General features: G+C 41.3%; 15 protein-coding genes. 11 read left to right on the top strand and 4 right to left on the bottom strand.

Annotation, left to right across the window (positions count from 1 at the left end; translation table 11 throughout):
* Positions 1–592 precede the first annotated feature (592 nt).
* A complete protein-coding gene (gene rpe, locus RMZ42_RS09620) occupies positions 593–1300 on the bottom strand; it encodes a ribulose-phosphate 3-epimerase (protein ID WP_094349276.1) in 708 nt (235 codons plus the stop codon).
* 244 nt (positions 1301–1544) lie between these two features.
* On the opposite strand from rpe, the gene RMZ42_RS09615 reads away from it, so the two are divergent.
* A complete protein-coding gene (locus RMZ42_RS09615; RefSeq protein ID WP_322671205.1) occupies positions 1545–3140 on the top strand; it encodes a S8 family serine peptidase in 1596 nt (531 codons plus the stop codon).
* A 398-nt stretch (positions 3141–3538) separates the two neighbouring features.
* Entirely contained in the window at positions 3539–4870 is a 1332-nt protein-coding gene (locus RMZ42_RS09610; RefSeq protein WP_322671204.1) for a serpin family protein, read from the top strand.
* 113 nt (positions 4871–4983) lie between these two features.
* On the opposite strand, the gene RMZ42_RS09605 is transcribed toward RMZ42_RS09610, so the two are convergent.
* Positions 4984–5586 (bottom strand): hypothetical protein, encoded by a 603-nt coding sequence (locus RMZ42_RS09605; RefSeq protein WP_322671203.1) that lies wholly within the window; start codon positions 5584–5586, stop codon positions 4984–4986.
* Between the two features lie 264 nt (positions 5587–5850).
* Between RMZ42_RS09605 and egtC the strand changes: the two genes are divergently transcribed.
* The 3 genes from egtC to RMZ42_RS09590 all read left to right on the top strand — a co-directional run bounded on the left by egtC (position 5851) and on the right by RMZ42_RS09590 (position 9823).
* Entirely contained in the window at positions 5851–6663 is an 813-nt protein-coding gene (egtC, locus tag RMZ42_RS09600; protein ID WP_322671202.1) for an ergothioneine biosynthesis protein EgtC, read from the top strand.
* Between the two features lie 1221 nt (positions 6664–7884).
* Positions 7885–8094 carry a hypothetical protein gene (locus RMZ42_RS09595; RefSeq protein WP_322671201.1) on the top strand — a complete coding sequence of 70 codons (210 nt, stop codon included), beginning with the start codon at positions 7885–7887 and terminating at the stop codon, positions 8092–8094.
* A 64-nt stretch (positions 8095–8158) separates the two neighbouring features.
* Positions 8159–9823, top strand: a complete 1665-nt coding sequence (locus RMZ42_RS09590) for an FAD-dependent oxidoreductase (protein WP_322671200.1) — start codon at positions 8159–8161, stop codon at positions 9821–9823.
* A gap of 342 nt (positions 9824–10165) precedes the next feature.
* Here RMZ42_RS09590 and RMZ42_RS09585 read toward each other — a convergent pair whose 3' ends face one another.
* Positions 10166–10486 carry a multidrug efflux SMR transporter gene (locus tag RMZ42_RS09585; protein ID WP_322671199.1) on the bottom strand — a complete coding sequence of 107 codons (321 nt, stop codon included), beginning with the start codon at positions 10484–10486 and terminating at the stop codon, positions 10166–10168.
* 312 nt (positions 10487–10798) lie between these two features.
* On the opposite strand from RMZ42_RS09585, the gene eis reads away from it, so the two are divergent.
* On the top strand, positions 10799–11977 hold the full coding sequence (eis, locus tag RMZ42_RS09580; protein WP_322671198.1) for a GNAT family N-acetyltransferase: 1179 nt from the start codon (positions 10799–10801) through the stop codon (positions 11975–11977).
* 1116 nt (positions 11978–13093) lie between these two features.
* Positions 13094–14416 carry a serine hydrolase gene (locus tag RMZ42_RS09575; RefSeq protein ID WP_322671197.1) on the top strand — a complete coding sequence of 441 codons (1323 nt, stop codon included), beginning with the start codon at positions 13094–13096 and terminating at the stop codon, positions 14414–14416.
* Between the two features lie 269 nt (positions 14417–14685).
* On the opposite strand, the gene RMZ42_RS09570 is transcribed toward RMZ42_RS09575, so the two are convergent.
* Positions 14686–16695 carry a cytochrome-c peroxidase gene (locus RMZ42_RS09570; RefSeq protein WP_416211804.1) on the bottom strand — a complete coding sequence of 670 codons (2010 nt, stop codon included), beginning with the start codon at positions 16693–16695 and terminating at the stop codon, positions 14686–14688.
* Positions 16696–17135: 440 nt separating this feature from the next.
* On the opposite strand from RMZ42_RS09570, the gene RMZ42_RS09565 reads away from it, so the two are divergent.
* The 4 genes from RMZ42_RS09565 to RMZ42_RS09550 all read left to right on the top strand — a co-directional run bounded on the left by RMZ42_RS09565 (position 17136) and on the right by RMZ42_RS09550 (position 23453).
* Positions 17136–18056, top strand: a complete 921-nt coding sequence (locus RMZ42_RS09565; RefSeq protein ID WP_322671195.1) for a DMT family transporter — start codon at positions 17136–17138, stop codon at positions 18054–18056.
* A 512-nt stretch (positions 18057–18568) separates the two neighbouring features.
* Positions 18569–20344 (top strand): alpha/beta hydrolase, encoded by a 1776-nt coding sequence (locus RMZ42_RS09560; RefSeq protein ID WP_322671194.1) that lies wholly within the window; start codon positions 18569–18571, stop codon positions 20342–20344.
* A 252-nt stretch (positions 20345–20596) separates the two neighbouring features.
* Entirely contained in the window at positions 20597–22927 is a 2331-nt protein-coding gene (locus RMZ42_RS09555; RefSeq protein WP_322671193.1) for an ATP-binding protein, read from the top strand.
* A gap of 52 nt (positions 22928–22979) precedes the next feature.
* Positions 22980–23453 (top strand): response regulator, encoded by a 474-nt coding sequence (locus tag RMZ42_RS09550; protein WP_322671192.1) that lies wholly within the window; start codon positions 22980–22982, stop codon positions 23451–23453.
* Positions 23454–23565 lie beyond the last annotated feature (112 nt).

The raw sequence follows: 23565 nt of genomic DNA, 5'->3' as shown, positions 1-23565 counted from the left end.
AGTAATCAGCATTTCATGGAGTAAATAACTCCTAAACCAAGACCAATAATCTAACCGTTGCTACTGGTGGTTCTTTTTCTGAGGAAGTCTGAGCAAAGAGAATTTGGGGAGGTGGATTCCCCCAATCTAAATTTTACACAACTTTCACTGACTGCAGACGGTGCGAGTAATGCTGATAAAACTTTCTATCCTGTGGTTGGTGTTGCTTTAGTTAATAAAGCAAACGCTTAACATCAATTCCAGGAACGGAAATAGAAAAGTTACGGTGAAATTGTTGTCCTTGGCTGGTAGAACTAGTAGCTCATACGCTTCTCTTTCGACTATTGTAATCCTAGTCCTCCCAACCTGGATTATCTTTGGTTTCTAAACTTTCAATTTATATAGAAACTACTGGAAGTTCAAAACTTGAATAGCTTCCAGTTTTTTATCTGTATACAAAAATAAATAAGGTAGACAAATTGCCTACCTTATTTTTTATGAAGACTAGACATTTGGTGAAATTAATCTAGAATCCTTGTAGAGACGTAGCACCGCTACGTCTCTACATTCTTTTTCACTTCCATGTTTAATGATTGGTTAATTCAAAAATGAATTAAACCTTGGCTAATTCTGGAGTAGGACTCTTGCTGTTGCGAATTGCTGTAATAGCCTCAGCATAATCTTTTGCGTTAAACACAGCTGAACCAGCGACGATCGCATTGGCTCCCGCTTCCAAAACTTGCCAGGTATTATTTGCCTTCAGTCCCCCATCCACTTCAATCCAGGGGTCAAGACCACGTTCATCACACATTTGGCGCAGCTTGCGGATTTTGGGTAATACACCAGGGATAAAGCTTTGACCACCAAAACCAGGGTTTACGCTCATAATTAGTACTAAATCGCACAAATCTAGAACATATTCAATTAGTTCTAGAGGGGTACCAGGATTAAGTACAACACCAGCTTTTTTACCAAGCTCTTTTATTTGCCCCAAGGTGCGGTGCAGGTGTGGAGAAGCATTATGCTCGCAGTGTACGGAGATAATATCAGCGCCAGCCTTAGCAAATCCCTCTACGTACTTTTCTGGCTCCACAATCATCAAATGGACATCCAGAGGCTTGGTTGTAATCGGACGAATCGCCTCCACAATCAGAGGGCCTATCGTAATATTAGGTACAAAACGACCGTCCATGACATCAACATGAATCCAATCTGCTCCAGCTGCATCTACGGCACGAATTTCGTCACCCAAGCGACTAAAATCGGCTGATAGGATAGATGGAGAAATTACAATGGGCTTTTGAGATAGGTTTTGGGTCATGGCTAGTGGGTTTTTAAGCGTCCTCGTCTGTACGCATTGTAACAAAACATTGAACAAGACTCATAATTTCGATCCCGGTCTTTTTGAGGAGTGGGGAGGTAGGGGAGCAGAGGGGCAGGGGAGTAATGAGTAATGAGTAATGAGTTGGAGCAGGGGAAGAAGAATTATTGACAAATGACAAATGACAAATGACAAATGACCAATGACAAATGACAAATGACCAATGACTAATGACAAATAACAAATGACTAAAAAACTAACCTGGATAATTTGGGGATTAACTGCTTCTTGTCTGAGTGCGCCGGTAATTGCTTCGGCTTTAGAGTCTGCTTTGGGAACTAACGGTATTGATGCTTTGAAGCTACACCAAGCTCCTTATAATTTAATCGGTCGCAAAATTGCTATTGGTCAAGTGGAAATTGGTCGGCCGGGAATGTTTGGGTGGGATAAGGCGGTGTCTAAAAATCGTGCCATATCTTTAGCAGCGGTTTTCTTACGCAATGGCCCAGCTAAGTCTAATACTGGTGTTGACCCCCACGCCTACAATGTCGCTGGTGTGATGGTGAGTCAAGATAAAGCTTTGCCAGGAGTTGCGCCGGGAGCGCGATTGTATTCATCAGCAGTGGGTTCCACTAAAAACATGGGCCAGCCAGAAGAGTGTTTATCGGCACAGCATATAGCGCTGCAAAATGGTGGCGATGTCCGTGCGATTAACTTTAGCTTTGGGGAACCTCTAAGCCGCGATCCTCGACCGGAAGCTACTTTAGACGGCAATGCTTTATTAACTTTATGTGTTGACTGGTCTAGTCGCGCTCATGATGTTTTGTATGCGATCGCAGGCAACCAGGGCAAAGGCGGCATTCCTATTCCTACAGATAATTTTAATGCAATCAACGTGGCTTTTTCATCCCGCCGAGGGGGAGTTTTTAACAAAGTAGACGTGGCTAATCTGGCGGGTGTTAACCAAGGGGTGAATCAAAGACTAGCTGGAAAGGAATTTGACCTTGATGGGCGTCGCGCTATCAGTTTAGTTGCTCCTGGTAATAATATTCCTTTGCTCAATCCAGATGGCAAATTGAACAAGGTTACAGGTACTAGTTTTGCCGCGCCTCAAGTTACAGCTACCGTTGCTCTGTTGCAGGAACTTGCAGACCGACAGATGCGGACAAAACAACCCCACTGGAGCATTGATTCTCGGCGTCATCAAGTGATGAAAGCTGTATTGCTGAATTCAGCAGACAAACTTCTAGATAGCGGCGATGGCTTAAGGTTGGGAATGACTCGGACGCTAATTGATAAGCAAAATCAAAACTGGCTAGATTCTGATGCTTATAAAGATCCAAAGATTCCCTTGGATGCCCAAATGGGAGCGGGTCATTTGAATGTATTTCGCGCTTATCAGCAATTTAGTGCTGGTCAATGGCAAGCATCAGCTGCGGTACCGGCTATTGGTTGGGATTATCGCACAGTTGATGTTGGAGCATCTGTTGACTATATATTAGCAAAACCGTTAAAGCAGGGAAGTTTTGTTGCTGTCACCCTGAGTTGGGATCGATTGGTAGAACTCAATGATAAAAATAAAAACCAGCAATATGATGTAGGCGAAAATTTTCGCGATCGCGGCTTAAATAATCTCGACCTATACTTAGTAAAAGCTGATGCTCAAAATTCTGATGCTGGTGCTGTTTGCTCCTCAATCAGCCAAATTGATAGTGTAGAACATATTTTCTGCCCCGTTACTGCTACTGGCAATTACAAAATCCGCGTCCAATTTCGTCAAAAGCTCAATGAAGCGACTCAACCCTACAGTTTAGCTTGGTGGAGTGTACCTATTAATTGAAAGAAGTTAGCACAAATATCTGTGTAAAATTACAGCGTTTTTCTCGTTCCTATACAGAGCATGGGAACGAGATTTCGTGCCTCTGAGAAATGTTATTCGATCTATAAAAACCTCACAGAAGTGGTTATTTTTGATCGCGTAGCTTACAATACGTTTATACGTAAAGATAAAAATTCTTTAAGAAAAAAGTTTTTTATAAGTCGTCTGTATAGCCGTCTCAATCAAGAATTAGCAACTCCACAAGTTGTGTTTAATTACTCTAAGCTACTAATTTGCTGTTACGAAAACTGTAACAGTCCCATTTTTCTATTGGAGTAAATGCAATAGTTAATCATTGACACAGCATCTGCGTCAACTCTAAGCACAAATCGGGAATCTTTGGCAAGTGAGGTAGCAGAATGAATCGCCATAAATTGAGTGATGCGAAAGAAAATTTCCTGCAAAGACGTTACGGTGTTAGTCTAGGCAGACGTTATGCTCTGGCAGCTGCAAGCGTTGTTCTATTCAGTGTATTAGGGTGTTCTCAAGTCGATAGTAATAAAAGTGCCATTGCCCAATCTAGTTTACCTCAGCCAGAAACTCCATTGCAAAAAAAAACAGCCAACACTGATACAAAAATTGTTGAGTCTAGCAACAAGTTTGGCTTCAAACTATTTTCAGAAGTTCTGAAAAACGATCGGGGTGAGAAAAATATTTTTATCTCACCTTCGAGTGTTGCGATCGCTCTTGCTATGACTTATAACGGCGCTAGCGGCTCGACTCAACAAGCAATGGCAAAAACCCTAGAATTACAGGGAATGAATCTACCAGAAATCAACTCTTCTTACACGGCGGTATTAAAACAGCTTTTAGACAATTCGGATACGAAAGTGCAATTGAAAATTGCTAACTCTCTTTGGGCAAATCAAAAAGTTAGCTTTGCACCAGACTTTCTCAAAAGAACCCAGGACTTCTATCAAGCCAAAGTCAGCAATTTAAACTTTCAAGATGCCGCTGCATCTAGCATTATCAATAATTGGGTCAAAGAAAATACTAACGGTAAAATCACTAAAATAGTTGAAAAAATTGAACCAAATCAGGTATTATTTCTGATTAATGCCATATATTTTAAAGGTAATTGGAGTAACGAGTTTGACAAGAAAGAAACTGCTCCATATCCTTTTTACATCACATCTAACAGGCCAAAACAACACCCAATGATGTCACAAGAGGGTGATTATAAATACTATAAAAGCGAAAAATTTCAGGCAGTTAGTTTACCTTATGGTAAAGATGGTAAGATAAGTTTTTATATATTCCTACCCAAAAAGAATTCTAACCTCAAAACATTTTATCAAAACTTGAATGTTGAGAACTGGGAAAAATGGATGACTCAGTTCAACAATCAAAAAGGGTTTATTCGCCTACCCCGCTTCAAAACAGATTATGAGATTACACTCAATGATGCTTTAAAAACTTTAGGTATGGGGGAGGCTTTCAGCAACAAGGCCAATTTTTCTGGCATGGGTAAAAATTTTGCCATTAGCCAAGTTAAGCATAAAACTTTTGTCGAAGTAAACGAAGAAGGCACTGAAGCGGCCGCGGCTACTTCAGTGGGAATAGTAGCAACATCTGCAAGACAAGAACCAGAACCATTCCGAATGATTGTCGATCGTCCCTTCTTCTGCGCCATCAGGGATAATCAGACGGGAAACATTTTGTTTATGGGTTCAATTATCGAACCACAATGAGGATGTAGGAGGGATTGAAGACTTCATCTTTAAAAAAAAAACTTCCAATAAATAAAATTTTCAGTGAATATAAATGATTAATTTACATTCATTGTATATGCTGATAGTAATTTTTACAAATCATTATCTGTAAAGGGAACTATCGATGGTGAAAATATTTTTAGTGATGGGGAAAATTCTAACCTCGCGGCATAATCATCTGTTTGTGATAGTTCCAGTTCAATTGTTTCTTGGTCTTTTTCATCAGAAAGCAACTGAATTTGATAACTTGTCCAGAATTGTTCGCCTAGTTCATCTTCTAAATCAAAAGGCTGTTCTTCATCACCCCATATATTCGACCAAAGGACTATTTGATTAGCCCGAAAATGGTTTTGACCTTTTGTATCTCCAACTACAAAATATACTTCGACATTTAAATTAAATCCCAAATCATCGACTTCTGCCTCTGTTATCTGACAGCTAACGACAATTAAACTATCTGGGTTAATATCTACTACTTGCTGTTGGCGTTGTAATAATTCTTGAAATACAAAACTAGGTAACAACTTTGAACTCTCCTCAAGTAAGTTTTTTTGAGTTTCTGGAGAGTAACGAGTTTTTAATTCTTGTGCGATCAAATTTAAAATATCTTTACTAGCTAAATTAATAACTATCTGTTTATTTGCAGGATTAAGGAAACATCCTTGATTAAGATTAATGTGTTTTTTAATTGGCATAGTTCTCTAAAATCCTTGGAATGCGAACGGATAATTCACAAATCAAGCTCAAACAAAGGTAAAGAATAAATATTACTTTAGCTTCTGTTCTATATCTTTAGCAAGACAACAAAACCATGACTAAAGTCACAGATCAAACATACACAAGATAAACAATAATTGTTAAATTAGTAATGATTTGCAATAATTGTCCAGTTAAAAGGTTCGATTTCTATCGGGACTTGTGACTGATTTTTCTTACTCTTTCAGCAACATCGTTTTTTTATGTGTAGATTAATTGGCTATCTTGGTAACGCCATCCTCTTAGATGAGTTGCTGTATAAACAAGAGCATTCGCTCTACAAACAAAGTTACAGTCCTTTGGAATTAAAATCAGGAGTAGTTTGTGGAGACGGAGTAGGTGTAGGCTGGTACGACGAAGTGGGTAAACCTTTTATTTACCGAAATACTATCCCGTTGTGGAACGAACCGAATCTGGAAGAGTTAAGCAACTATGTACAATCCAGTTGTACTGTAGGCTATGTCCGATTAGCTGGGACAGGTGAATCGCTCGACATTAGCAATTGTCAGCCATTTCGTAGTGGGAAACTTTTGTTTGTGCATAATGGCGAGATATCAAACTTTCAACAAACTCTTTGTAGACCAATACGTGAGAGCCTTTCTGATTCCACATACCGCCTGATTAAGGGCACGACTGACTCTGAACACATTTTCGCCCTACTAATGGAAATATGGCAGTCGTCTCCAGACAGCACTCTGTTGTCAGCATTAAGTAAAACAGTTCAAAAATTGACTAAGTTGGCATCAGAACACGACACCAGCTTTAGTGCCAATGTAATTGTCAGTGATGGTCAAGCAGTTGCAGCAATTCGCTATGCTTATCGCACACAAGCCCCTACTCTTTATTGGTCTTGCGATCAACTCAAGCAGCCAAACCAAGTTATTGTTGCTTCTGAGCCTTTATCCAATCACCAAAATTGGACTGCTTTTGGTGAGCAAAGTGCGCTATTTGTTGAAGCCCAGTCATTACAGCCAACAATTAGCCTGTTGGAGAGATTTGTTCCGATTGGGGTTTAAAAAAGCATTGCGATTTTGTGGAAATTGAGTTTTTCTCTCTAAAGTTGATGCGATGGTAGACAAGCAACAGCAATGCTTGTGCTAAAAGACAACAGTTGCAGGCAAGTCAGAGAGACAACATACGGATACTGTTGGCGAATGTAATACATTATTGTCTTATTAAGTATTACGTAAGCTCAAACCTTCAATCTGTAGTTGCGGCTTTGAGTTGTAACACTTTTGTCCGTGCGTTTGTAACACTTTCGCCAACAGTATCACATACGTCTTTCAACTCTTTTGGGAGCTAGCGTCACCGATAGCGAACGCGAGTGCGTCTTGTAGAGTTGCATTAACGATTCATATCATGTCCGCCAAATTACCCATAATAAAAGAACCCCACCCCCAACCCCTCCCGAAAAGCCTACGGTGTATACACAAGTCCTAAAATCATTGCCTGGTAAGATACAAGCCTTGGTAGGCAAGGTTTTGAGTTAAGCGAACTGATTATCAATAGTGTCAGCTTATTGATAGAGTCCTAACGGAAAATCAAAGATTTTAAAAAAAATTTTCTGTTGTTTTTTGTTGATTTGATTGCCAACTCGACTTGTGTATACACGGTAGCCCGAAAAGCGGGGAGGGGAGACAAAGCACAGCTTTGGCGGGGTGGGGTTCTTCGGGTTTAATAAGCAATCAAGCGGACATAATATCATCGGTGACGCAATCATCATTCCTCTATGGCTCGAATGGCACTAAGTTAAGATACAGCCCTTATCGTGACTGGTTCCCAGCCTGGAGGCTGGGAACTCATTCTGGGAGGCTCCGCCTCCATAGCTTGACAAGAGGTAGAACCTCTTTTGAATACATTCCCAGCCTGGAAGCTGGGAACGAGTCTAAACAAGCTTTTGGGCTTTACAAGCGTGCCATTCGGTCATGCATTAATTTTCGGAGATGTCTCTTGTACTCTGTCCACCACTATACTCATGCAAGCTAGAGCGATCGCATACTTACTTATAATTTGTAAGGAATGCCCTGTTGCCTGATTCAATCCAATTTTAGTTACCCTGAATGACCCAAATAGTTTTATGATTCTCTACGAAAGTATATTTGAAATTATTTTAGGTCTACCACCAAAATATTCTCAAGCTGATTCTGGAACATGATAAATCACCTTTAAGTGATTCGTGCAATACTGGTTTTGAACCTTCTTCCAGGGTCAAATAAAGTACAGGGAGATGCAAAAGTATGGCTGAACACTCATTTCACGACCAACTGAGTTTAGAGGAACAAGCTGAAAAACTCGGCAAGCAAGCATTAAGCTTGGGTTTGATTCCCAGCTTTGTAGTGCATTACTTTCCTGATACTTGGGTATTTTATATACCCAATGAAACTAAATCGGAACCGCTGACACCAGAAGAGGCATACTTTCGTTTAAAGCAACTGGTTAAACAGTAGATATTTTGACGACAAATTTTTGAAGACAACGGCTAGACACTGCAATTGTTAAGTAACAGTAGTTATGGCGAAACCAGCAATTTTAACCGTCGATGACGATCCAGAAGTATTGCAAGCGGTGTCACGAGACTTGCGTCATCAGTATGGCGATCGCTTCCGCATTGTTCGGGCAGATTCCGGGATCGCGGCTCTGGATGTGGTGCAGCAACTAAAATTGCGGAATGACCCAGTTGCTCTATTTCTAGTGGATCAACGTATGCCCCAAATGGGAGGCGTGGAGTTCTTAGAACGAGCAAAAAGTATTTTTCCCGATGCGAAACGTGCCTTGTTAACGGCCTATGCAGATACGGATGCTGCGATTAAATCGATTAATAGTGCCAAACTTGATTATTACTTACTCAAGCCTTGGAATCCACCAGAAGAGAGATTATATCCAGTTTTAGATGATTTGCTAGATGACTGGCTAGCAGGATTTCGCCCACCCTTTGAAGGCATTCGAGTCATTGGTAATCGCTGGTCGCCTTTTTCACATCAGGTGAAAGACTTCCTAGCACGTAACCAGATTCCATTTAAGTGGTTAGATGTTGAACTGGAGCCGGATGCAGAAAAATTAGTGGAATTCGCCCAAGCTGATTGTAGACAACAATTACCCTTAGTGCTATTTCCCGATGGTTCCCGATTAATTCAACCATCTAATTTAGAAATTGCCGCCAAAATTGGGCTGCAAACTCAGGCAGAGCGTCCCTTTTATGACTTAGCGATCGTCGGTGCTGGCCCTGCCGGACTGGCAGCTGCCGTCTATGGCGCTTCTGAGGGATTGAGTACTGTCTTAATTGAGCGGGAAGCGCCAGGAGGACAAGCAGGTACGAGTTCGCGGATTGAGAACTATTTGGGGTTTCCGATTGGCTTGAGTGGCAACGATTTGGCAAGGCGGGGAGTCACCCAAGCGCGGCGATTTGGAGTAGAAATTCTCACTCCTCAAGTAGTAACTGGGGTTCGACTGGAAGATCCTTATCGGGTTCTGCAATTAGCAGATGGTAGCGAGATTAGTTGCCATGCACTTTTAGTTGCAACAGGCGTTTCCTACCGTTGGCTCAATGTTCCAGGAGCCGAGAAGCTTACAGGAGCAGGAATTTATTACGGTGCTGCCATGACTGAGGCGATCGCCTGCACCAATGAAGAGGTTTACTTGGTAGGCGGGGCAAACTCTGCTGGACAGGCAGCAATGCACTTTTCTAAGTATGCCAGCAAAGTGATTATGTTAGTGCGGGGTCAGTCACTAGCATCAAGTATGTCTCAATATTTGATTGACCAAATTGCTGCAACTGAAAATATCCAAGTTTGCACGGGTTGCAGCGTCGTGGAAGTCAAGGGAGAAGAATATTTAGAAGCAATTACGATCGCCCATGCTAACACTGGACAAATCGAAACCGTGCCAGCGCGATCGCTGTTTATTTTCATCGGTGCTAGCCCCAAAACTGATTGGCTCGATGGCGTTATTCAACGCGATACTCAGGGGTTTATCATCACAGGGCCGGACTTAGCGCATAATGGCAAATCTCCTCGTGGTTGGTCTTTAGAACGCTCTCCTTTCTTATTAGAAACCAACATTCCCGGAATCTTCGCAGCCGGAGATGTCCGCTATGGCTCAATTAAACGGGTAGCATCCGGTGTGGGAGAAGGTTCGATCGCCATTCAATTCGTTCACCGCTACCTAAGTAATGTTTAGCTAAAGCAGCCAATACTAAGCTGTATAAAATAGATCTGCCTTAAAAATAGGGACTGGGGACTGGGAACTGGGGACTGGGGACTGGGGACTGGGGACTGGGGACTGGGGACTGGGGACTGAGGAAGAGATATTTTTATTGTTCCTTGTGAGTTCCACTCATAGAGTCTCTTGCAAAAGTTCTTTTTGCACTCTTGTGGGAAAAGGGAAAAGGAAAATAACAAACCTTTCCCCCTTTCCCCCGCCCCTTTTCCCGACAAATGCCAAGAAGTCTAATCTGCAAACCCTCTCCCTTGCTCCCCTGCCTCCTGCCTCCTGCCTCCTGCCTCCTGCCTCCTGCCTCCTTCATTGACTTGCGTTGATCCCAATTACCCCGATGATGATTAAGGCGATCGACACAAGTTTGATGAATGTGGCAGATTCCCGAAACCAAATAATCCCAATAAGAGCTACTAGAATAGTTCCTAATCCAGCCCAGACAGAATAGGCGACACTTACTTCAAGTTTCTTGAGAGCAAAGGTCAAAAAAGTAAAACAAAGTCCATAAAAGACAAATATTAATACTGAAGGAACTATTTTAGTAAATCCCTGTGATAATTTCATGCAAGTTGTGCCTGAAACCTCAAAGAGGATTGCTAATATAAGGTAAATCCAACTTGTTGACATATTTTTTGTAAGTGGTTAGTTAAGAGCAACTGCCCTAAAAATAGAATAAACACTCCTGAAGTAACTCATTAAAAATTTTTACAAGTGTAATATCAATTCTCGATAAAGATGCTTTGGAGGGAAGGCGTAGCCGAGAGATAAATATATGCAGCTTCATAAAGAAACAGTATAGGTATTCCAACATTTAAAACCAAACGTGCAGTAGTATAATTGAGGCTGATTCCGGGGCTTTATGGCGATGAAATTGCTCAAGCATTCGAGCAACATCTGCTGTAGTGTGATTGTGTTTTTGTCCTACTAATGGTACAAGAGATGACGGCTCAATTTGAATACAGCACTCTTGCCGATCCACAGGATATTCAACAGCTGATATATATCCTTGAGCAGTGTTTCATCAGCGGAGTTGGTGGTGAAGAAGCTTATATCAATCTCATTGGCGTAGAAAATTTCCGTATTATTCGGGGATTTGGGCAATTAGTTGGTGGATTGGCAACTCTGGATATGGGTCAATGGTGGGGTGGTGTGCGCGTACCAATGACAGGAATTGCCGTTGTGGGTATTGCTCCAGAGTATCGCGGTTCGGGAGCTGCGATCGCTCTCATGCAGCAGACGCTCAAGGAACTTTATGCTAGAGGTATACCGCTCTCTGCTCTTTATCCAGCAGTTCAAGGCTTGTATCGAAAAGTCGGGTATGAGCAGGGGGGTAGCTGGTGTAATTGGGAAATTGCAACTAAAAGTATCCAACTGCGGGAGCAACCTCTACCTTTACAACCAATAGTGAGTATCAATCATCAAGTCTTTCATCAACTATATCAGCAGCAGGCGAAACTAACGCATGGATATTTAGACCGACATCGAGCAATCTGGGAGCGCTTAATTCAACCAGATGAGAAGGAAACATTTTACGCATATTTTATCGGTACTAAAGAGAAACCCGAAGGTTACATCCTCTTCAGTCAACATTCAAAAGAAGATGGCGCAATTTTGCGAATCAAAGATTGGGTAATTCTCACAGTTGCGGCTGCACAAACATTCTGGTCTTTTCTTGCCAGTCATCGCTCCCAAATTGAACACGTGCGATGGAGGAGTTCTGCAATTGATTCTTTGACATTGCTACTACCAGAGCAAACTGCCAAGCTTAAGAATACGATGCGTTGGATGTTGCGGGTAGTAGATGTAGTCAAAGCGCTGGAGATGCGGGGTTATCCATCGGGAATTGAAACTGAACTGCACTTAGATATTCAAGATAATTTGCTACCTGGAAATAATGGTAAATTCACTCTCTCTGTTGCTAATGGACGCGGTGAAGTTACAAAAGGTGGAAAAGGTGAGTTGCAGTTAGATATCCGAGAACTAGCACCACTATATACAAGTTTGTTCGCTCCCTACCATTTGCAAATAGCCGGAAAACTGCATGGGACAGAAACCGCTATTTCAGCAGCTACGCAAATCTTTGCAGGTAGTTCTCCTTGGATAGCTGATTTCTTTTAACCTGAGTTGTCAACGAACCTTTCTTTAGTTGAACTAAAGTTCTCATAGCTCTCGTTTACCTGAGGTACACCCATAGGGGCACGACGACACTGCCCATAGGTGTTAACCTTAAGCTCAAATGCGTGTCCTACAGGCGTTTTAGCCCCTTAATCCCCCCGATGTATTGGCTACGACGGTGTACACACAAGTCTGAAGTTGTTCAATAATCTGGGTTTTACCTCACCCTAACCACTGCTTGAATTCAATAAACGACCACCCGAATTCAATAAATGACTGCCCGAATTCAATAAATGACTGCCCGAATTCAATAAATGACTGCCCGAATTCAATAAACGACTGCCCGAATTCAATAAACGACCACCCGAATTTAATAAACAACCACCCGAATTTAATAAACAACCACCCGAAATCAATATATTTATTGCATAAATTCTCAAAACCTCACCTGAAACCTGATTTACTTAGGTTTTAGCTTTAGTTTTACCCCACCCAACCATCACTGTGATTAAGTAGGTAAGTAAGTAGGTGCAATAAAACCAAACTGTGTAAAGAAAAGTAAATAAGCCTCAAACTCTTTCTCCCCCTGCGTCCTTAATGATAAGTCTTTCACCAGATATGATATCAAGGGGGGAAACAGGAAATTTGTTCCCTCCCCTTGACAAGGGGAGGGTTAGGGTGGGGTGAAGCGGATAGTGATGGGAAGCCAGAGAACTGAATATCACGTCATTACAAGGGTTTCACCTTAAGTGAACACCTATGGGCAATGCCGTGCCCCTACGCGAACAAATCTATATATATGTATAAGGGTTTTAGTGAATGGGTTTTACTTTCTCTCTATACAAAACATCAGCTGGAAACATAATTAATCCTTCGCTCGTCCTTGCGCTAGATTAACAATTTCTGTTGTTGTTAACTCACACCACAAATAAAACTATCAGCGATTTACTTTTAATAAGTAATGATGATTTATCGTGCTTATTTAATCCCAAACCTCATCTGGTAAAAATAACTCAACGGGATTTATGACTTTTTCTCCGGAAGTTCAGCACAGTCATCAGAAAACAATCTAAGTAAACCTGATTAGTTTCTCCTTACTTGCACACCCACATTCACAACATGAAATCACATCTACTGGCGATTGGTTTAAGCAGTTTGGTTCTAGTTGCAGGACAAGCTAAAGCCTCACAATTACAGTCTTGGTACTATGATTCTAGCCAAAACCAATTAGACCTAACTACCACTTCGGGAATAGAACCAAAAGCCTTTTTATTAGATAATCCGAATCGATTAGTGATTGACTTACCTGGAACTAATTTTAATTCCGATACTGTCAAACAAAGTTTTGGTAAGGCGGTGAAAGAAATTCGCCTCGGCAAACCAGACTCTCAAACCACTCGTTTTGTCGTCGAGTTAGCTCCGGGTTATGATGTTACTTCCCAAAATATATCAATTAAAGGAGATTCCCGTTCTCATTGGATTTTCAAATTCAATTCATTTAACCGTCAAAATAACCCCATTGTTGGGGAAAATCGAGAAGATATTGCCATCAAATCCACAGATGCATCGACATTTGCTGGAGTTGTGAATCTTGGTCAAGAAATGGTTGGTATTACTTCTCAGATTCGCAGTTTGTTAGCAAGTTATAAAACATTAAATCCTGGAATATTTTTCTTGGATTTAGATACAGGAAACTATATAGATATTAATGGCGAAAAAAGATTTGCTGCTGCCAGTACAATCAAATTCCCCTTATTAGTGGCTCTTTTCCAAGAAATAGATGCAGGTAGAATTAAACTTACCGATAAATTAGTGATGCGGCGCGATTTAAAGGTGGGCGAATCTGGAATAATGCAATACAAACCCATCGGCACTAAATTTAGTGTCCTGGAAACTGCTACTTTGATGATGACAATCAGCGATAATACCGCCACAAATTTAGTTCTCGATCGCTTGGGTGGTGCCGCAAAAGTTAGTCAACGTTTTCGTAGCTGGGGATTGCAAAATACAGCACTTCGCAATTTACTTCCAGATATCGGTGGCACAAATACAACTAGTTCTAAAGATTTAGTCAGATTAGCGGCGTTAGTTTCTAATAATCGTTTGCTATCCCCAACTAGCCGCGATCGAGTTTTAGGCATTATGCGTCATGTGAAAACCAATAGTTTACTACCAGCTGGTATCGGCCAAGGAGCGATCATTGCCCACAAAACTGGTACATTGAGATTTATCATTGGTGATGCCGGTATTATTCAAATGCCCAACGGCAAAAGCTATTTAGCAGGTGTTTTGGTGCAAAGACCAAACTACGATCCCAAAGCTGGAGATTTTGTCCGTGAAGTTTCCAGAAGAGTCTATAATTACCTAGACAATACCAAAGTTAGCAATATACAACCCAAATTTGGCGATGCCTCCAACGGGCTACGCCTACGCATTCGTTAGTCAAGCGATCGCAACTACTAGTCCACCACATCAACTTTGAAGAGTACTGTTAGCGGTAGCGGGGCGTTTAGCCCGTGCTGAGTATTGAGTAATTTACTCTCAGCCAAGGTACTCACTACTCAGCATTGAGTAGGGTGAATAAGTTTGTAGTAAAGACTAAAGTCCTTACTACGAACTCCGCAATTGCACCCAAATCGCAAAAATAGGGACGTACATTTGTACGTCCCTACATATCTATCTGTATTCAGGTATTTCGTCGTGAAATGAGATTAACTCAGAAAATTTGGTGTACCACTATTACCACTCCTACCAACAGCAGGAATTTCCACTGTGTCATCTGTAGCTTTACCAGTGCCGTCATTGACAACGTAATTAGTGTTACCCACATGTCCATTAGGGATAAACAATTGTGGATGGTCAAAGGGCGCTTTATCAAACCGAACTCGGTCATCAGTCAGTCCTTTTAAAAAGGCAACCAAATCCTGTTTTTCTGCTGGTGAAAGATTTAGCGGCGGGAGTACTCCATAATCACCACCACGATTGTAAAAATCAATCACTTGCTCTAGAGTCGCCTGACCTCCATTGTGGAAGTAGGGAGCAGTTAGTTCCACATTGCGAAGTCCGGGTGCTTTGAAAGCTCCATTTGCAAACACAGGTTCACTGGAATTCAACGGTGGATTGAGGGTTGGGGGATTTTCGCCAAGGAGATCCTTAAATTTACCCAACTGAGCCAATCGTGCCTCTGAAAGCGGATTACGTTGACCTTTACTCTGCAAACCGTCATAACCACCCAAACCGGGGTCTTCTGTGGCAGGTCTGACACCGATATTGAAGAAACCATTGTCTTCGGGAGATTGTGAGCCAAACGGCGCACGTTTGATTCGTCCCTCTTTAGCCACGCTGCTGACTGAAGCCGCAGTTAATTCTACTCCAGTGTGGCAACTAATACACAGACCTTTGCCCTCAAACAGTCCTTTCCCTCGTTGCTGCTGCGCGGTTAGGGCGCTGGTGTTTCCTTCCAAATAGCGATCGTAGGGCGTATCATAGGAAATGAGCGTAGACTCGTACAACTGAACTGCCAGCCCAAAGAATAGCGAGAAGTTGTACTCTAGCAATGTGTACTCATTAGTCGTCAAGGAGCGATCGGGCCTTTTAACAATAGTCCGTTTACCGTCAGAGTCAACTTGGATGAGGCGAGTAGAATTCCACCACTCCGGCTTGAAGGCATCTTGAATCATCTGCTCGTATGTTTTATCTTTAAGTCCAGGTTTAGGCGAGCTACTATCTTTACCTAAAACGCTGTCTTGTGGATGCACAATCTGTTTAGCTAGGGGTCTAAGAGGTAATAACTTTTTCGCAAGTTTTCGGGGGAGCTTTTTACCCTTACCAGCGGTGAAAGATATTCTGTCAATTAGCCCCAACTTATCACTCCCGAACTTATCACCAATTTCTTCAAAAGTGCGACCATCTGCGGATGACTCAAAGGAACTGAGTGGCGGCCCGACAGCTTGAGATGCCAAAGACGAGTTTTTGAGGCTGACTTTGACAAATTCTGCCCTAATTGGGTTTATAGCCTTGACAACAGTGGCGTTAGGATCTCTTAAACCGAAGGGATTCACCCCATTAAAGATATCTTGTGCCCTTCCGTCCCAAAAGTTGCGGAAGTTGAATGCAGCATTAATCACGGTTGGCGTGTTACGCGGCTCAACGCGCCGCACATTGATACCTTTTACGTTAAACACCGGATCTGGCTCGGTTGTAACTTTGTCTTCTGCATTACCAAGTGTGACATCCACAAACTTCGTATTGAAGATCCCCTGAGAAGAACTGACATCGTTACGGTCAGATACAACAGTCTTAGGATCGTTGGGGTTTGACAACTTGTGGAAGGGGAAATCTCCTGGTTTAAGCTGATAGTTTGGTAGTCCGCCGACATTGAAAACTGAATCTGGATTCTCTGTACCATCGGCGTTGACCCGCAAAAGCCCAGGAGCAATCTGATTTTTGGATCTATTGTCGGCTCCAGCATGAAAGTGACAACTAGCACAGGAGGTCTTTCCATCGCTCCCAATCTGCATATCCCAAAAAAGAGTCTTTCCTAACTTGATTGCAGCTGTTTTGTCTGCTACAAAGTCTCCAAGATTGTCAGGTTCTGGAACCGATACGCTTTTGAGCGAAACTGGAGACGGGCCTGTAACTGCTGATACAGTATTTCCAGCTATTACCGCTGCCAGAATAATGGCAGCAATGGTTATAGTCCTTGAAAATCTCGATCTCAAGTAATTAGGCTTGCCATATCTGAATCTCCACTCTTGCCGCTTTATTTTTGTCACCAAAGATTTGAGCAAAAATCGACCTCTTGAGGTCAGCAATAAGTAACATGATAAAGCGGTGGCGAAGATTACTAAACTGATTATGGGTATAATCCCCATAGTTTTTTTCTAAAGTAACACCGAGATAAAGTATACATTTACGAAGAAGTTTTTAATTTAATATTCATGTAAAATGAACACGCAAATTACGAATTTTACGTGAACAAAAAAATACACCCTCTTCGGGCTACGAATCATAAATTAATTTGGATAAATTGATGATTATTCTATATTGAATTTGCATTAACTAAACTATTAATATATTTTATCGATAAGAGTTTGATAAAATGTTCAGATATTTAAATTAGATATAACTTACTTATCAGTCCTAATTTTTGGATATTTTAATGTTACTACATCAAAGTTCTGGTCGGTGGCGCTTAGGGCTAGCATTATCGCTATTGACAGTCTTCTTATGGGGAATTTTACCTATTGCTCTTGCAGTAATTCTACAAGTACTTGATGTCTATACCGTTATTTGGTTTCGTTTTTTAGTATCATTTGTATTACTTGCTATGTATTTAGGGATACGCGGTAAATTACCAAAATTAGAACAATTGCGCTCTGCTTCTGGAAAATTATTAGCGATCGCAACAATATTTTTAGGGATTAATTACTTCTCGTTTACCCAAGGTTTAGCATTAACATCGCCTGCTAACGCTGAAGTTTTGATTCAATTATCTAGCCTTTTATTAGGTTTTGGAGGGTTAGTAATTTTTAAAGAGCGTTATCGGCTGTCTCAATGGATTGGCGTTAGTGTCATGATTTGTGGTTATCTTTTATTTTTTCACGAACAACTAACGAATTTAATTACAGCACATGGCACATATATACTAGGTAGTGTTTTAATCGCGCTAGGAGCAACGGCTTGGGCTATTTATGCTTTGGCACAAAAGCAGTTATTACAATCTTTATCTTCCACCAACATCATGTTGATCATTTATGGGGGCTGTACTTTATTATTCACTCCTATAGCTAAAGTTAAATCACTTTTTATACTCGATAGTTTCCATTTAGTAATGTTAATTTTTTGTGCCTTGAATACCTTAATCGCTTACGGTGCTTTTTCTGAATCATTACAACATTGGGAAGCATCACGAGTAAGTGCAGTAATAGCTTTAGCTCCCATTGTGACATTAATAGCAGTCGCAGTTGTATCAGTTATTGCACCTGATTGGATACCACCAGAACACTTCACCCTTACAGCAATATTGGGAGCAGGTTTAGTAGTTACAGGTTCAGTAGCGATCGCACTTGGGAAAAGCTGATTAATCGCCATATTTTTCAGAAATTTTACTGGATTTTTCAGCTAGTGAATTTGTGCAATATTCAAAGCTACAACATAAATACTGAGGCAGACTATTTTTTATTTGTTATGATTTAATAGTGAAGGCAAACTACTGAAGTCATCTAGATACTTTACTCATCTGCGTGACTTTGTAGGATTTAATTGTTGACTTGATAGCCGAAAAAACCTTGAAGAAGAATTCAAAAATCAAAATTCAGGAGTCAGAATAAGATTACTAGGGCATTGGGAATCACTACTTTTTTGACTACTAAATCTTAGATTTAGTGGAAATTATAAACCCATTTATACCCTTTATTTTAAGCCAGCTACATTTGCAAGTCATACATTAATTCATCCTGAATTATAATTACTGACTCCTAAATTCTGTTTTGATAAAATTGAGGCTAATAACTTTAAGTAAACCAAGCAGGGCGCCCGAATAACTACCAAAGCCAACACCCGATAAAACCAGACCACCGAAACAGTTGAGCGATGAATAGTTTGTTTGGTAATTGGGCCAGCACCCTCAGAAAAAATTCTTTATTGCTGGTTCTTTCAATGGTGCTGCCAACGTTTGGAATTAGTAATTCTGTTTTGGCAGCAGAGCGGATTTATGCATCTTATTCAGCTTTAGAGCTTTCCATTTCAGTCAGGACTTTAGAGAACTACGCTAAAACAGGTGTAATTAACGAAGACTTAGCAGCCTATCAGCGATATCTGCCTTTAGAACAGCTTCAAGAATTGCGGCGGATTTTGCTTAATCGTGTGAAAGTTAGTCCGGTAGTAGTTTCGCAACTTCTCTACACACCCCAAGGAGAATTTTTACTGCATCGATTGGCGCAAGTGATTAAAACCAATCAGCCAGAACCAGGATTGAGTACTTTGCGTTCGGCGCTAATTTTAGCCTCTGGTGAATCGGGAGGCTTGACACTTTTAAATGTGTTGCGTAAATATCCCACCAGCAGCATTCGCCTTGATGTCGCCGAGACTTTTGAAATAGCTACGGAATTGGAGAAACTTGTTAACCAAACCCATCTGGCGATCGCAGTTGTTTCCCAAAAGTCTAAAATAGAAGCTGAGAGCATTTCTCAACCAAATTTCTCGCAATTGCCCGATTTAAAGGTTCCGGGAAAATTTAAGTCGCAAAAATACATCCTGAAGTTTTTCGACTCAACCCGCAATCGACTTTTATTGACTGATGTTTACATTCCCAATGTCCAAAAGGCTGCACCGGTAATTGTCATTTCTCACGGCTTGGGTTTAGACAGCAGTAACTTTCAATATTTAGCCACTCACTTAGCTTCTTACGGATTTGCTGTCGTTGTTCCCAATCACCCTGGTAGTGATGCGAAACAATTGCGTTCTCTGTTAAAAGGACGCGCTATTGAAGTAGCAGAACCAAGCGAATTTCAAGACCGACCTTTGGACATAACATATATACTGAATCAATTGCAAAAAGGTAATCAATCTGATTCACGGTTTAAAGGTCGCCTAAATCTGCAACAAATTGGAGTATTTGGTCAATCTTTGGGAGGCTACACAGCCTTAGCCCTGGCAGGCGCTAAAATCAACTTTGAGCAGCTAAAACAAGACTGTCAACCAGCAGCACTCCAAAATACCTGGAATATGTCTTTACTGCTCCAGTGTCGCGCTTTAGAATTGAGCATCAGCAAGTCTGGCAAAGATTATAACCTGCGGGATGAGAGAGTAAAAGCTGCGATCGCAGTTAATCCTATTACTAGTTCGATTTTCGGCAAAGCTGGCTTAAGTCAAATTAAAACTCCAGTGATGATTGTCAGTAGTAGTGATGATACAGTTGCCCCAGCTTTATCCGAGCAAATTTTACCTTTTTCCTGGTTAACGAATCCTCAAAAGTATCTCGTCACGCTTGAAGGTGGTACACACTTCTCCACCATTGGCAATGCAAACCCTGCAAATCAACAAGTAGCATTACCTGCTGATATGATTGGCGATGCTTCTCAAGCGCGTCGTTACATGAATGTTTTAAGTTTACCTTTCTTCCAAACATACATTGCAGGCAAGCCGCAATACACACCGTACCTAAACGCCGCTTACACTCAAAGCATTTCTAGTAAGCCTCTTGGCTTGAGTCTCGTTAAGTCATTGAATACAACTGAATTAGCACAATTATTGGATATCAAAGCAGCCAAACTCGTTCAAAAAAAAGTTCCCAACACCATAGTCAGCTTCGGATTTTGGATGTTGGATATTGGTGTTGCGTTGCTGCATGTAATGATTTTTATTTGATTTGTACAGACGTAATTAATTACGTCTGTAGAGTTGATTTTCACCTTTAAAAAATCAGAGGCTCAATTTTTGCTACGGAAGCCTTGCCACGTTATTAGACCATCCTCTAATTATTTTCACTTACATTAGTAACTGTAAAAAGCGTAACAAGCACAGATAGATACGATCGCATTCATACTTATCAGCATATACTTTAAAGAAATATGACATTTAATTACGCTATTTTAAAACTAGCTTTACATAAGTTAAGTTATGAGCCAGCCGGAATATACTACAGCCCAAGCTAATGCCCTGACTAACCACGATCGCAAACCCATTCACATACCTGGCTCTATTCAACCTCATGGCATTCTCCTGGCACTCAGTAATCAGTTAGAGATACTGCAAGTTAGTAACAATACCCAAGTGTATTTGTGTAAAGCTCCAGAAGATTTGCTCAGTAAACCTTTGAGCTATTTACTTGAACCTCAGCCAGTGGAAATTGTCAAGCAGTGCTTAGTAAAAAAGGTTGGCAGCGCTAATGCGTTTAAAGTATTAATAAATACTTTGTATGGAGAAATATACTTTGATGCTATTGCTCATCGTACAGAAGAAGCTGTGATTCTGGAGCTAGAACCAACTGACTCGGAATTTGAGATGAGTTTCTTAAACTTTCATAGTTTTGCGAGTGAAGCGATCGCTAAAATGCAAAAGACATCGAATTTGGGAGAATTTTTGCATTTAGTAGCTGAAGAAGTCCAAAAAATCATCGGTTTCGATCGGGTGATGGTTTATCAATTTGACGAGTCAGAAGCGGGTTCTGTGGTTGCAGAAGTTAAACGGGAAGATTTATCACCTTATTTAGGACTTCACTATCCCGCTACAGATATTCCAGCGCAGGCTAGGGAGTTATACACGCGTTGCTTTCTGAGATTTCTCCCCGATTTGACTGCCGAACCTGTCAAACTAGTTCCAACGGAAAATCCGACAACACATCAGCATCTTGACTTAAGCTACTGTCTGCTACGGAGTTTTGATTGGTGTTGTACTGAATATCATCAAAATATGGGAGTGAAGGCTCTTTTGGTGATTTCAATTATTCAAGAGCAGAAACTTTGGGGATTAATATCCTGTCACCATCAAACACCAAAGTATATTTCTTACGAAGTCCGCAAGATGTGCGAATTTTTGGGACAGATTGCATCTTCAGAATTAGCACACAAAATTAGTAACTCGGAATGGGATTATAAAGTAAAACTCAAATCGCTACAGTCTGAGTTTCTAGAATCTATTTCCCAAGCAGACAATTTTATCGATGCCTTAATTAAACCGGAAATTCGCTTGCTCGATCTTGTTAGTGCTTCTGGAGCTGCGGTTTGTCTGGATAATGAAATTACCCTTGTGGGAACAACACCAAATATTGATGAAGTTCGGGCACTCATTGAATGGGCGAATACCCAAGTTAGTGACAATCTGTTTGCTACTGATTCTCTGCCGAAGCTTTACCAAGAGGCACTAGTATTTAAAGATACTGCTAGTGGCTTGTTGCTACTGCGGATTTCTAAAATTCGGCGCTATTATATCCTTTGGTTTCGCCCTGAAGTTCTTCAAACAGTACACTGGGCAGGAAATCCACAAGAATCCATGCAAGCACAGGCAGACGGTAGCTATACCCTGTCTCCCCGAAAATCCTTTGAACAATGGCAAGAAACGGTTAGATTAACTTCTCTACCCTGGAAACCTTGCGAACTAGACAGTGCGATCGCTTTGAATAATGCGATCGTTGGTATTGTACTCTCGAAAGCGGATGAATTAGCTAAAATCAACCTGGAGTTAGAGCGCAGCAATCAAGAACTAGCATCCTTTGCCTACGCCGCTTCCCATGACCTCAAGGAACCTTTGCGAGGCATTTATAACTTTTCAACAGTGCTGCTAGAAGACTATGCCCAAGTATTAGATGATGACGGAATGGAGTGCTTGCAAACAGTAGTATCCTTGTCTGTACGCATGGAAACTCTGATTAATGCTCTGCTGCGATTATCGCAGTTAGGACAAGCACAACTGCGCTTGCAAGCAACTGACCTCAACGAATTACTCAACCAAGTAATCGACATTTTTCGTGCTAGTCGCCAAGACTCTGGGCTTGTGGATATCCGCATTCCTCGACCTTTACCAACAGTTTTGTGCGATCGAGTGCTGGTTAATGAAGTCTTCAGTAATCTGCTTGGTAATGCGTTCAAATATAACGATAAGACAGAGCAATGGGTTGAGATTGGCTACTTAGATGAGGGACTGGGGACTAGGGACTGGGGACTAGGGAAGATTTTTCTTAACCCAATCTCCAATCCCCATTACCCCTTATCCCCAGACGGGGCCCCACCTTCCCCAATATTTTATATCCGAGATAACGGCATTGGAATTCCCCAGCATCACCTAGAAACTATCTTTAGATTATTTAAGCGGCTCCATTCCCAGCAAAAGTACGGTGGAGGAGCAGGTGCAGGATTAGCTATTGTTAAGAAGATTGTTGAGCTTCATAACGGTCACATTTGGGTTGAATCTACCGTAGGCGTTGGCTCAATTTTTTATTTTACGCTGGAATAGTTTAAGATAATGACTAAATATATATTTTTGTTAAGCTCTTTTAATACCACGAATGACAAAAAAACTTCATGAACCGCTGCTCGTTGTTGAGGACAGCAATGAAGATTTTCGGATGCTGCAACGTCTGATGCGGCGTATGTCCGTCCAGAACCCCATACACCGTTGTACGAATGGGGATGAGGTTTTAGAGTTCCTTTATCAACAGGGAAACGATGCCTACGCTAAGGACGAAGACCTACCCAACTCAAAAGTAGCATTACGACCCTCTGTAATCTTGCTCGATCTCAATTTGCCAGGTATTGATGGGCGTGACATTTTAGATCGGCTCAAGCAAGATAAGAGTTTCAAGGGAATTCCCATCGTTGTTTTTACCACATCATCTAACCCCAAGGATATTGAATTGTGCTACCAAAAGGGCGCAAATGGATATCTGGTAAAACCGATGGATGCTCAAGAACTAAAAAAGACGATCCAGGCATTTGTAGACTACTGGCTTGAAGCTAATACGCCGCCTGTGTTGGATTAATTTATTTATTTTTTGTCGATCTAGCAGTAGGGAAAAAAGGATAATAAAGGAGACGGCTCAGAGGACACAGAGACATTTTCCTCTTTGAGTCACTGTGTCTGTTTGTCTCTGT

The organism is Nostoc sp. DedQUE05, assembly GCF_034530955.1.
In the GTDB taxonomy this organism is placed as follows: Bacteria; Cyanobacteriota; Cyanobacteriia; order Cyanobacteriales; family Nostocaceae; genus Nostoc.
Note: the sequence above shows the minus strand (reverse complement) of the source record. Positions and strands in the feature narration are given on the sequence as shown.